Below are 11,288 nucleotides of genomic sequence, written 5' to 3' on the forward strand. Positions count from 1 at the left end.
GTTCGAAGGGTAGAGAACCATATGACAAACGACCTGATAGCCAAAGCTGCCATTGACCGGCGACTGGCCGAGATCATCACCCCCGTGATCGAGGATCTGGGGTATGAGCTCGTCCGTATTCGCCTGATGAGCGGCAAGCAGACGACGCTGCAAATTATGGCAGATAAGCCGGATGGCGGTATCGAAGTGGATGACTGCGCCGAGATTTCCAACGCCGTCAGCGCCACGCTGGATGTCGAGGATCCGATTCTGGACGCCTATACGCTTGAGGTTTCCAGCCCAGGTATCGACCGCCCTTTGACCCGTCTCAAGGATTTTGAGAACTTCGAAGGATATGAGGCCAAGATCGAGACCGCTGAGCTGATCGACGGTCGCCGCCGGTTTAAGGGTGAGTTGGCCGGGATCGAAGGGGATGAGGTTCTGATCAACATTCCCGAGGGATCCGAAACGATCACCATCGGTTTGCAATTCGACTGGCTGAGCGATGCTAAGCTTGTCCTGACCGATGACCTGATCAAAGAAATGCTGCGCCAGCGCAAAGACGCAGGTGCCCTGAACGAAAACGCTTTCGACGAGATTGAGACCGAAGGGTCCGAAGAGGAGACGAACTGATGGCAATCACCTCAGCCAACCAGCTGGAGCTGCTGCAGACCGCCGAGGCCGTGGCCCGCGAAAAGATGATCGACCCCGGTCTGGTTGTCGAAGCGATGGAGGAATCGCTCGCTCGTGCCGCCAAGAGCCGCTACGGCGCCGAGATGGACATCCGCGTCAGCATCGACCGTAAGACCGGCAAGGCGACCTTTACTCGCGTTCGTACCGTTGTCGAAGACGACGAGCTGGAGAACTACCAAGCTGAGATGACCGTCGAGCAGGCGCGTCAGTATATGGAAGCGCCCGAGGTGGGTGATGTCTTCGTTGAAGAAGTGCCGCCGGTCGAAATGGGCCGGATCGCGGCGCAATCCGCCAAGCAGGTCATCCTGCAGAAGGTTCGTGAAGCCGAGCGTGACCGTCAGTACGAAGAATTCAAGGATCGTGCCGGCACCATCATCAATGGTGCTGTGAAGCGTGAAGAATTTGGCAATGTCATCGTCGATCTGGGCGGTGCCGAAGCTGTTCTGCGCCGCAACGACAAGATCGGCCGTGAAAGCTATCGCCCGAATGACCGCGTGCGCGCTTACATCAAAGAGGTTCGCCGCGAGGTTCGTGGTCACCAGATCTTCCTGTCGCGCACTGCGCCGGAATTCATGGCCGAGCTGTTCAAGATGGAAGTGCCGGAAATCTATGACGGCATCATTGAGGTCAAGGCCGTGGCCCGTGACCCCGGTTCGCGCGCCAAGATCGCCGTGATCTCGTATGACGGCTCGATCGACCCTGTCGGTGCCTGCGTTGGTATGCGCGGCAGCCGTGTGCAGGCCGTTGTCAACGAGCTGCAGGGTGAAAAGATCGATATCATCCCGTGGAACGAAGATCAGCCGACTTTCCTCGTGAACGCTCTGCAACCTGCCGAGGTTTCCAAGGTGGTTCTGGACGAAGAAGCCGGCAAGATCGAAGTTGTTGTTCCTGAAGAACAGTTGTCGCTGGCAATCGGACGCCGTGGTCAGAACGTGCGTCTGGCCAGCCAACTGACTGGCTTGGACATTGATATCATGACCGAAGCCGAAGAATCGGCGCGTCGTCAGAAGGAATTCGAAGCCCGCACCCAGCTGTTCATGGACAGCCTGGATCTGGATGAATTCTTTGCTCAGCTGTTGGTTTCCGAAGGCTTCACCAACCTCGAAGAGGTTGCATATGTCGAGCTGGACGAGCTGCTGGTGATTGACGGCGTCGATGAAGGCACTGCGCAAGAATTGCAGACCCGTGCGCGCGAATTCCTGGAAGCACAGGCCAAGGCGGCGCTGGATAGTGCCCGCGCGTTGGGTGCCGAAGACAGCCTTATTGAATTCGAAGGCCTGACACCCCAAATGGTAGAAGCGCTGGCAAAGGACGACGTGAAGACGTTGGAAGACTTTGCAACTTGCGCCGACTGGGAGTTGGCCGGTGGCTGGACCACAGTTGATGGTGAGCGTATCAAGGATGACGGTGTACTAGAGCCTTTCGGCGTTTCGCTGGAAGAAGCACAGGATTTGGTCATGACCGCCCGCATCATGCTGGGCTGGGTTGATCCTGCCGAGCTGGAACAAGAAGCCGAAGAAGATGGCGAAGTTGCTGAAGAGGAGGCCGAGGCCTGATCTCAGGGCCTCGGGTGGCGTGAATGGGTCGCGGTGGCGTCCATAAGGATCGGTCAGAAGGACCTGAGCGCAAGTGCATCGCCACGGGCGAGGTTCAGCCTAAGTACGGGTTGATCCGCTTTGTGACGGGGCCGGACGGTCAGGTCTTTCCCGATGTCGCGGCGAAATTGCCGGGGCGTGGGGTCTATGTGGCAGCAGATCGCGCGGCGCTGGACAAGGCGGTCGGCAAAAAGCTGTTCGCGCGCGGGTTCAAAGCGCAGGTAACTGTGCCGAAGGACCTGACTGAAGAGGTCGAGCGACAAGTCTCGCGCCGGGTGATCGAACTGCTGAGCCTTGCGCGAAAGTCCGGTGACGCAGTTGCCGGTTACGAAAAGGTCAAGACGTGGCTGGACCGTGAAGAGGCCCAGGTGCTGATTCAGGCCGTTGACGGATCGGGGCGCGGCAAGTCGAAATTAAGCACGCCGCACTTCGGTAAATACATCGGCTGGTTGACTGCAGATGAATTAGGACAGGCATTTGGGCGCCAAACCGTGATTCATGCAGCGCTGGCCTCTGGCGGACTCGCCAAACGTGTTGTAGAGGAAGCGCAGCGCCTGCGTGGCTTGCGCGAAACGGATGACGGCGGCAGGGGCCGCGCGGAAGGGTAAGAAGCTTTATGAGCGATAATGACGGCAAAAAGACATTGGGTCTTCGTGGCGGGGCACGCCCCGGAAATGTGAAACAGAGTTTCAGCCACGGACGCACCAAGAATGTCGTGGTGGAAACCAAACGCAAGCGCGTGGTGGTTCCCAAGCCGGGTGCTGGCAAGCCGGGTGGCGGAGCTGCGCCATCGGGTGATCCTTCGCGCCGCCCTGCGGGTATCTCAGACGCGGAAATGAATCGCCGCCTCAAGGCGCTTCAGGCAGCCAAAGCTCGCGAGGCCGAAGAGGCCGCAGCCCGTGAGGCAGCCGAAAAGGCGCGCGAAGAAGAGCGCGCCCGTCGCCGTGCGGAACAAGAGGCCAAAGAACGCGAACAGCGTGAGGCCGAGGAACGTGCGCGTCAGAAGGCCGAAGAAGAAGAGCGTAAGCGCAAAGAGGCAGAAGAAGCTGCCAAACGCGCTGCTGCAGCTCCGGCCCCTGAAGAGCCCAAAGCGGCTCGTAGCCCGGCCAGCAAGCCGGCGCCTGCCGCAGCTCCGCGCAAGCAGGAGCGTGAACGCGAACAGCGTGGCCGTGGCAAGGGTCGTGATGACAACCGTCGTTCCGGCAAGCTGACACTGGGTCAGGCCACTGGTGGCGAAGGCAACCGTCAACGCTCGATGGCGTCGATGAAGCGTAAGCAGGAGCGTGCGCGTCAGAAAGCCATGGGCGGCCCGGTCGAGCGGGAAAAGGTGATCCGCGACGTTCAGCTGCCCGAGGCAATCATGGTGTCTGAGCTGGCCAACCGTATGGCTGAACGCGTTGCTGACGTAGTCAAATCACTGATGCAGATGGGCATGATGGTTACTCAGAACCAGACCATCGACGCAGACACCGCGGAACTGATCATCGAGGAATTCGGCCACAAGGTAACCCGTGTTTCTGATTCGGATGTTGAAGACGTCATCAAAGAGGTCGAAGACAGCGAAGACGATCTGCAGCCGCGTCCGCCGGTCATTACCATCATGGGTCACGTTGACCACGGTAAGACCTCGCTGCTGGACGCAATCCGCGACGCACGTGTTGTAGCTGGTGAGGCCGGCGGCATCACCCAGCATATCGGCGCGTATCAGGTGAAAACCGACAGCGGCACAACGCTGACCTTCCTGGATACACCGGGTCACGCGGCCTTTACTTCGATGCGTTCGCGCGGTGCTCAGGTTACGGATATCGTAGTTCTGGTTGTTGCTGCTGACGACGCAGTGATGCCGCAGACGATCGAAGCGATCAACCACGCCAAAGCGGCCGGAGTGCCGATGATCGTGGCGATCAACAAGGTCGACAAGCCGGATGCAAACCCGGACAAGGTACGTACCGATCTGCTCCAGCATGAAGTGATCGTCGAGAAAATGTCTGGTGAGGTTCAGGACGTCGAAGTGTCCGCCATCACCGGTCAGGGTCTGGATGAATTGCTGGAAGCCATCGCGCTGCAGGCCGAAATTCTAGAACTGAAGGCCAACCCGAATCGCGCCGCCCAAGGTGCCGTGATCGAGGCTCAGCTGGATGTGGGCCGCGGCCCCGTGGCGACCGTTCTGGTTCAGAATGGTACACTGCGTCAGGGTGATATCTTCGTTGTGGGTGAGCAGTACGGTAAGGTCCGTGCGCTGATCAACGACAAGGGTGATCGCGTAAAAGAAGCAGGTCCGTCGGTACCGGTTGAGGTCCTCGGCCTGAATGGCACGCCCGAGGCGGGTGACGTTCTGAACGTGACCGAGACCGAAGCTCAAGCCCGCGAGATCGCTGAATACCGCGAGCAAGCCGCCAAGGACAAACGCGCCGCCGCTGGTGCCGCAACAACCCTTGAGCAGCTGATGCAGAAGGCCAAGGAAGACGAAAACGTCACCGAACTGCCGATTCTGATGAAAGCGGACGTACAAGGTTCGGCTGAGGCTATCGTTCAGGCGATGGAAAAGATCGGTAACGACGAAGTACGTGTACGCGTTCTGCACTCGGGCGTTGGCGCGATTACCGAAACGGATGTCGGTTTGGCTGAGGCTTCGGGCGCACCGATCTTTGGTTTCAACGTACGTGCCAATGCTTCGGCACGGAACACCGCGAACCAGAAGGGTGTCGAGATTCGCTATTACTCGGTGATCTACGATCTGGTCGACGACGTGAAAGCGGCCGCATCCGGCCTGCTGAGCGCTGAGATCCGTGAAAAGTTCATCGGTTACGCCGAAATTCGCGAAGTGTTCAAGGTTACCGGTGTTGGCAAAGTTGCTGGCTGTCTGGTCACCGAGGGTGTTGCCCGCCGGTCCGCAGGCGTCCGTCTGCTGCGTGACAACGTGGTGATCCACGAAGGTACGCTGAAGACGCTGAAGCGCTTCAAGGACGAGGTGTCTGAGGTTCAGTCGGGTCAGGAATGCGGTATGGCGTTCGAAAACTACGACGATATCCGCGCTGGCGATGTGATCGAAATCTTCGAACGCGAAGAAGTCACCCGCACCCTGGACTGATCCAGTACACTGTAGAGATAGAAAACAGCGGCCCCTCGGGCCGCTGTTTTTCTTTGGTGCTAGTGACCTTCGGGTAGAAACGTGCCGGGATGCATTATGATGTCGAAATGCTGCATCCCCCGTTGCAGATCGAAGCTGACCGAATGTCCGCCCTTTCGTAGCAATTCGGCATAGTCTCGGCTTTGGCGGATGAATTCGGGCGTATCCCGTTCCGCGACAATCACGTGGTAGCGTGGACCGGGGGCTGGAAGGTGCAGGATAGGGGACAGGTCATGAATTTCGACCGGGGTCAGTTGCAGCGGCTCATTCACCGGGGTCAGGCTGATTGGTTCGAGGTCATAAACCCCACTGATCAGAATCACATCACGCACACGCAGCCCTGCGCGCGCCAGCGCGTCGGCTGAAGTCGCCATGACCATACTTGCCAATTGAGCCCCAGCACTGTGACCAGATAGGGTGACGCGGGATGGATCGAACCCCAAATTGAACGCGTTTTCCGCTAGCCAGAGCAAGGCGTTGCGGCATTCGTCAACCATGTCTCCAATGCGTGCATCCGGGGCGAGTGTGTAGTTCAACGTTGCAAAGGACTGTTCGGATTCGACAAGCGCAGGGGCCATCATTGCCGACTCGCGTTGACTGAGAGCCTGCCAATAGCCGCCGTGGATAAAGATATGCAGCGGTGCACCCGCGCCTACTGCCGGAAAGAAATCCAGAACCTGCGTCGGGTTGTCACCATAGGCAAGGTTTTCGATCACCTTCATTTGGGCGCGGTATTGCACACTCAGAGCCGCATAGCTGTCTAAATAGGGTGTCAGATCGCCACCTATCATAGAGCGCGGAGAATACTCCTGATCCAGTTCATCCTGCGAAAATCCGCGATACAGCATAGAAAAAACCCTTTTCGTCTATGGGGTATTCCTTGAGCAGCCCGCGCGCGAAATCAACTGTTTTCAGGTCCAGTCGAGAACCACCTTACCGGATCGACCGGATTTCATGGCGGCAAACCCTTCGGTGAAATCGTCGACTTTCATCTGATGAGTGATAACGCGGCTGACGTCCAAACCGTTCTGCAGCATGGCAATCATCTTGTACCAAGTCTCAAACATCTCACGCCCGTATACACCCTTAATGGTAATGGCCTTGAAAACGATGCGGGACCAATCGACTGGAGATTTCCCGGGTGGAATACCCAGTAATGCGATTTTACCCCCCATCACCAACGCTTCGACCATCTGGTCCAGAGCAATTTGCGAGCCGGACATCTCAAGCCCGACATCGAAGCCCTCTTTCATGCCCAGTTCGGTGATAACGTCCTGAAGCTCTTCTTTAGAAACATCGACGGTTCGCACAGTGGGCACAACGTGCTCAGCCAGTTTCAGGCGGTCGGGGTTAATGTCGGTGATCACCACATGACGCGCGCCGGCATGGCGTGCAACGGCAGCGGCCATTATGCCGATCGGGCCGGCACCGGTGATCAGGACGTCTTCACCCAGCAGGTCAAAACTCAGTGCTGTATGGACGGCGTTCCCCAGTGGGTCGAGGATCGCACCAATTTCATCGGGCACATCGTCAGGCAAAGGAACGACATTGAAGGCAGGTAGTTTCAGATATTGAGCAAAGGCGCCTTGTTCGTTCACGCCAATCCCCCGTGTGCCAGGGTCCAGGTGAAACTTACCCGCGCGGCTCTGGCGACTGTCGGTGGTTATCAGATGACCTTCGCCTGAGCATCTTTGACCGATTTCAAGCCCGGATACGTTGCGGCCGATCTCTACGATTTCACCGGCAAACTCATGGCCCGTGATCATTGGGATCGGTACCGTTGCTGCCGCCCATTCATCCCAGTTCCAAATATGAATATCCGTTCCGCATATGCCAGTCTTGTTGACGCGGATCAGCACTTCCTCCGGACCGATCTCAGGCACTGGGGCCTGCACCATCCAGAGGCCTTCTTCGGGCTTGGACTTCTCAAGAGCTTTCATCGTATTGGGTCGCATCAGATCACTCCTAACTCTTTGCCAACTTTTCCAAAGGCGGACAGCGCTCGGTCCAATTCGTCCTTTGTTAGAGCCGCATTCATCTGAGTTCTGATCCGCGCTTGCCCGCGCGGCACTACCGGGAAAAAGAAGCCGGAGACATAGACGCCTTCTTCGAACAGGCGCGATGCCATCTCCTGCGCCAGCTTTGCTTCACCTAGCATGACAGGGATTATCGGATGCTCTCCGGGCAGCAGGTCAAAACCCAGTTTCTCAAGCCCCGCGCGCCAGTACTTGGCGTTGCCGAACAGTTGAGCTCGCAGCATGTCACCTTCTTCGACCAAGCGGATCGCTTCAATACCTGCGGCGACGATGGAGGGTGGCAGCGAATTTGAGAAAAGATAGGGCCGCGCCCGCTGCCGTAGCAGATCAATCACTGGTTGCGGCCCGGCGATGTAACCGCCGATTGCTCCGCCAAGTGCTTTGCCCAAAGTACCGGTCAAAATGTCCACGTCGACACCGAAGTGATCTGGTGTGCCCGCGCCGTTTGGCCCCATAAAGCCTGTGGCGTGGCAGTCGTCGACCATGACGATGGCGTCATATTTGTCGGCTAGTTCCCGGATCTTTGGCAGGTTCGCCAGGTAACCGTCCATCGAGAACACACCATCCGTTGCGATCATGATGTGCCGCGCCCCGTCCTCGCGAGCTTGTTTCAGCCAAGCCTCAAGGTCGTTCATGTCATTGTTCATATAGCGGTAGCGTTTCGCCTTGCACAAACGCACGCCGTCGATGATCGAAGCGTGGTTCAGACTGTCCGAGATAATGGCGTCATCAGGCCCTAACAAAGGCTCAAACAGCCCTCCATTGGCGTCGAAACATGCCGCAAAGAGGATCGCATCATCCTTTTTCAGAAACCTGGCTAGCTTCTGCTCTAACTCGCGGTGAATGTCCTGTGTGCCACAGATGAACCGGACTGACGCCATGCCGAACCCCTTGGGATCCATCGCGCCCTTGGCGGCGTCTATCAGCGCTGGGTGATCGGCCAGCCCGAGATAGTTGTTGGCGCACAGGTTGATCACCTGCTTGTCGCCCACCGTTATCTCACCGCCCTGAGGCGAGGTGATCATTCGTTCGGTCTTGTACAAACCTTCAGACCGGATCTGACCGAGCGTTTCGGTGATGTGGTTCAGGAAATCTTGTGACATCGAATCCTCCTTGCGCAAAACGGCATCTACCATAACGGATTAGATTCCGAAATACGGGAATACTGTATTGCGGAATAAAATCCTAAATATTGGAATTGCAAGTGGCCCATCCACTGTGATGTAGCTAATTATCTAGGATCGCTTACCTTTTCGCGAAATTCTTTGGTTGAATTGGTGGTGGGATAGGGGGTGTCCGGGATATCCGCGCCCAGAAAAGTGCAAAGTGGGTCCCAGCCACTACCGGTTTCATACACAAGAAGCCTCTCAACTGGGATTGCTTGCCGCACAGTGTCGATATGTGTTTTGAACACTCTTTTAGCATGGTCCCGGTCATCCAACCGGCCATCAAAAATATCCTGCACGATGAATTTGCTGCACATTTCAGCAATGGCGTTTGCATGGGGTTGTTCGTGTTTGCCCCGCATTGTGGTCATGAAGGGACCAATCGTGGCTTGCACGCTATCAAACCAGGCGTCGGCGTCCCGAATACTCAGGATGACCTTGGCGTTGGGATAGTGCGCGGCCAGTTGACGCCAATACGCTGCACCGGGCCAGTCGACCTGTGCACGATAGCCCCGAAACATAGCGTCCCAGTCCGAGGGTTCACCCTGTGCGGCGGCCTCCCATGCGGGTAGTTGCTCGGGATTGTCCCGAACTTCGAACATGTGATGACACGGGCCAAATCCCAATTGTTCCAATGCGATCTTGAGTGAATTCGTTCCCGTGCGGCCAAAGCCGGCCCCTATCACATCAAGTGCCATTTGGTTGCCTCCTCAATGAATGAGAAAGCTCCAAATTATCACAGAACTGCTGTTTTCCCTAAACCAGGGGCGGGAACTGTCAGGCGTTTTTGACGATCAGGAAAACGCGGGCAGGGTTCGCTGCCGTGATCGAATGGGTCACATCAGCGGCGTAGCGCGCCGTGTCCCCTTGTTGGAGATCGTTGACAGCGGTGCCCGAGGTCACGCGCACCGCCCCTTCAAGCACAGTCAGTTGTTCCCGTGCCCCCCGCGCATGGGGCTGGCTGGAAAGGACACCACCCTTATCGAAAAGGATATCGTAGACTTCGTGCCCGCCGGCCTCTTCTGGCGGAGACAGAATACGAATTCGGCAATTCTGGCCCATATTCTCGATGCTGGGAACTTCGGACTTCCTGAGCACTTCGATCTGACTGTCTGCGTCCGCTTCTTCAAGCAGGCCTGCAAAATCGACCTGAAGCGCGCGCGTCAGGTTCCAAAGGGTCGAGATTGTTGGGCTGCTTTCGCCCCTTTCGATCTGGCTGACCATTGACCGTGATACGCCGCTCAGGTTTGCGACAGCTTCTAGGGACAAACCTTTGGCCCGGCGCGCCTCCTTCAGGCGTGCGGGCAGGCGTGTCAGGATATCGTCTGAGCTTTCCGTCATGACGGAATTTCATGCGCTTTTGCTTTCTGTATGTCAATTGCGGTTGTGACGGTACGTCCTATGGGACAGCCCGGTGCGCCGGGGGCATAGTGCGGCCAACCCCAGGAGGAGAAGAGACATGAAAGATATCGTCATTCTTGATGGTGCCCGTACCGCAATCGGAACCTTTGGCGGAGCGTTGGCATCAACAGCACCCATTGATCTGGCGACAGTTGTGACCGAGGCCGCCATGGAGCGTTCCGGTGTCGAGGCCACTCAGATTGGTAATGTGGTTTTTGGTCATGTCATCAATACGGAACCCCGCGACATGTACCTGTCGCGTGCAGCGGCCAAGCAGGCTGGTATTCCGGTTGAAACTCCGGCGATGAACGTGAACCGACTATGTGGTTCTGGTGCGCAGGCGATTGTTTCGGCGGTGCAATCCCTGATGCTGGGTGATGCAGAATTTGCTGTCGCCGGCGGAGCAGAGAGCATGTCGCGCAGCCCGTACATTGTGCCTCAGGCGCGCTGGGGCGCAAAGATGGGCGACGTTACCTCGCTGGATATGATGCTTGGTGCGTTGAACTGTCCGTTTGGAACGGGCCACATGGGTATCACAGCCGAAAACGTGGCGGACGAACATCAGATTACGCGCGAACAGATGGATGAGTTTGCGTTGTCCAGTCAAACCCGCGCAGCAGCAGCTTTAGAGGCAGGCTATTTCCAAAGCCAGATTGCGCCAGTTCAGGTAAAGGTTAAGCGGGACATGGTCGATTTTGTTGTCGACGAGCACCCGAAGCAAACTTCGATCGAAGCATTGGGTGGTTTGCGTCCTGCGTTCAAAAAGGACGGGCGTGTAACGGCTGGCAATGCGTCGGGCATCAATGATGGTGCCGCAGCGATGGTTCTGGCCACCGCGGACGCAGCCGAAAAGGCTGGCCTGAAACCCAAGGCGCGTATTCTTGGATACGGTCACGCGGGCGTCCGCCCCGAGGTCATGGGAATTGGCCCCGTTCCCGCCGTGCAAAACCTGATGGCTCGTACCGGTTTGACGGTCGACGATTTCGACGTGATCGAAAGTAACGAGGCTTTTGCCGCGCAAGCACTGGCCGTGAATCAAGAACTGGGCCTGGATGCGGCCAAAGTAAACCCGAACGGTGGAGCCATTGCGCTTGGCCATCCGGTCGGTGCAACAGGTGCGATTATCACTCTGAAGGCGCTGTACGAATTGGAGCGAACTGGCGGTTCTAAAGCATTGGTCACTATGTGCATCGGGGGTGGTCAGGGCATCGCCATCGCCTTCGAACGCCTCTGATCCCGATCTGGGCATGGGGGTTAACAATCCCCCATCGCCCGATGGCGCAAAGTT

At 57.3% G+C, this 11,288-nt stretch carries 10 protein-coding genes; 5 read left to right on the plus strand and 5 right to left on the minus strand.

Features of this window, described 5'->3' with window-relative positions:
* The first annotated feature begins 21 nt into the window (after positions 1-21).
* From rimP to infB, 4 genes are read left to right on the plus strand one after another with little or no spacing between them, the layout of a single operon-like run.
* Positions 22-612, plus strand: a complete 591-nt coding sequence (gene rimP, locus ACR0EO_RS16210) for a ribosome maturation factor RimP (RefSeq protein WP_170463029.1) — start codon at positions 22-24, stop codon at positions 610-612.
* Positions 612-2,228, plus strand: a complete 1,617-nt coding sequence (nusA, locus tag ACR0EO_RS16215; protein WP_480691542.1) for a transcription termination factor NusA — start codon at positions 612-614, stop codon at positions 2,226-2,228. The genes rimP and nusA overlap by 1 nt, the downstream gene beginning before the upstream one ends.
* A 23-nt stretch (positions 2,229-2,251) precedes the next feature.
* The gene (locus ACR0EO_RS16220; RefSeq protein WP_480691544.1) at positions 2,252-2,875 is read left to right on the plus strand and encodes an RNA-binding protein; all 624 of its coding nucleotides are present in this window, start codon (positions 2,252-2,254) and stop codon (positions 2,873-2,875) included.
* Positions 2,876-2,883: 8 nt separating this feature from the next.
* Entirely contained in the window at positions 2,884-5,358 is a 2,475-nt protein-coding gene (infB, locus tag ACR0EO_RS16225; RefSeq protein ID WP_480691546.1) for a translation initiation factor IF-2, read from the plus strand.
* Positions 5,359-5,417: 59 nt separating this feature from the next.
* Here infB and ACR0EO_RS16230 read toward each other — a convergent pair whose 3' ends face one another.
* The 5 genes from ACR0EO_RS16230 to ACR0EO_RS16250 form a co-directional block, all read right to left on the minus strand.
* Positions 5,418-6,245, minus strand: a complete 828-nt coding sequence (locus tag ACR0EO_RS16230) for an alpha/beta hydrolase (RefSeq protein WP_480691548.1) — start codon at positions 6,243-6,245, stop codon at positions 5,418-5,420.
* Positions 6,246-6,308: 63 nt separating this feature from the next.
* Positions 6,309-7,337, minus strand: coding sequence for an L-threonine 3-dehydrogenase (gene tdh / locus ACR0EO_RS16235; protein WP_480691757.1), 1,029 nt, complete (start codon positions 7,335-7,337; stop codon positions 6,309-6,311).
* A gap of 14 nt (positions 7,338-7,351) precedes the next feature.
* Entirely contained in the window at positions 7,352-8,536 is a 1,185-nt protein-coding gene (locus tag ACR0EO_RS16240; protein ID WP_480691550.1) for a glycine C-acetyltransferase, read from the minus strand.
* A gap of 128 nt (positions 8,537-8,664) precedes the next feature.
* The gene (locus ACR0EO_RS16245) at positions 8,665-9,297 is read right to left on the minus strand and encodes a sulfotransferase family protein (protein ID WP_480691552.1); all 633 of its coding nucleotides are present in this window, start codon (positions 9,295-9,297) and stop codon (positions 8,665-8,667) included.
* Between the two features lie 79 nt (positions 9,298-9,376).
* Positions 9,377-9,940 (minus strand): helix-turn-helix domain-containing protein, encoded by a 564-nt coding sequence (locus ACR0EO_RS16250; RefSeq protein ID WP_480691554.1) that lies wholly within the window; start codon positions 9,938-9,940, stop codon positions 9,377-9,379.
* A 118-nt stretch (positions 9,941-10,058) separates the two neighbouring features.
* Here ACR0EO_RS16250 and ACR0EO_RS16255 point away from each other — a divergent pair, with 118 nt between their 5' ends.
* Positions 10,059-11,234 carry an acetyl-CoA C-acyltransferase family protein gene (locus ACR0EO_RS16255; protein ID WP_480691556.1) on the plus strand — a complete coding sequence of 392 codons (1,176 nt, stop codon included), beginning with the start codon at positions 10,059-10,061 and terminating at the stop codon, positions 11,232-11,234.
* Positions 11,235-11,288 lie beyond the last annotated feature (54 nt).

It is taken from the genome of Ruegeria sp. BE9 (genome assembly GCF_056538765.1).

What these genes read in the sequence shown, in the direction of transcription:
- rimP (WP_170463029.1), top strand. Translation starts at nt 22, where the DNA reads ATGACAAACGACCTGATAGCCAAAGCTGCCATTGACCGGCGACTGGCC.
- nusA (WP_480691542.1), top strand. Translation starts at nt 612, where the DNA reads ATGGCAATCACCTCAGCCAACCAGCTGGAGCTGCTGCAGACCGCCGAG.
- ACR0EO_RS16220 (WP_480691544.1), top strand. Translation starts at nt 2,252, where the DNA reads ATGGGTCGCGGTGGCGTCCATAAGGATCGGTCAGAAGGACCTGAGCGC.
- infB (WP_480691546.1), top strand. Translation starts at nt 2,884, where the DNA reads ATGAGCGATAATGACGGCAAAAAGACATTGGGTCTTCGTGGCGGGGCA.
- ACR0EO_RS16230 (WP_480691548.1), bottom strand. Translation starts at nt 6,245, where the DNA reads ATGCTGTATCGCGGATTTTCGCAGGATGAACTGGATCAGGAGTATTCT.
- tdh (WP_480691757.1), bottom strand. Translation starts at nt 7,337, where the DNA reads ATGAAAGCTCTTGAGAAGTCCAAGCCCGAAGAAGGCCTCTGGATGGTG.
- ACR0EO_RS16240 (WP_480691550.1), bottom strand. Translation starts at nt 8,536, where the DNA reads ATGTCACAAGATTTCCTGAACCACATCACCGAAACGCTCGGTCAGATC.
- ACR0EO_RS16245 (WP_480691552.1), bottom strand. Translation starts at nt 9,297, where the DNA reads ATGGCACTTGATGTGATAGGGGCCGGCTTTGGCCGCACGGGAACGAAT.
- ACR0EO_RS16250 (WP_480691554.1), bottom strand. Translation starts at nt 9,940, where the DNA reads ATGACGGAAAGCTCAGACGATATCCTGACACGCCTGCCCGCACGCCTG.
- ACR0EO_RS16255 (WP_480691556.1), top strand. Translation starts at nt 10,059, where the DNA reads ATGAAAGATATCGTCATTCTTGATGGTGCCCGTACCGCAATCGGAACC.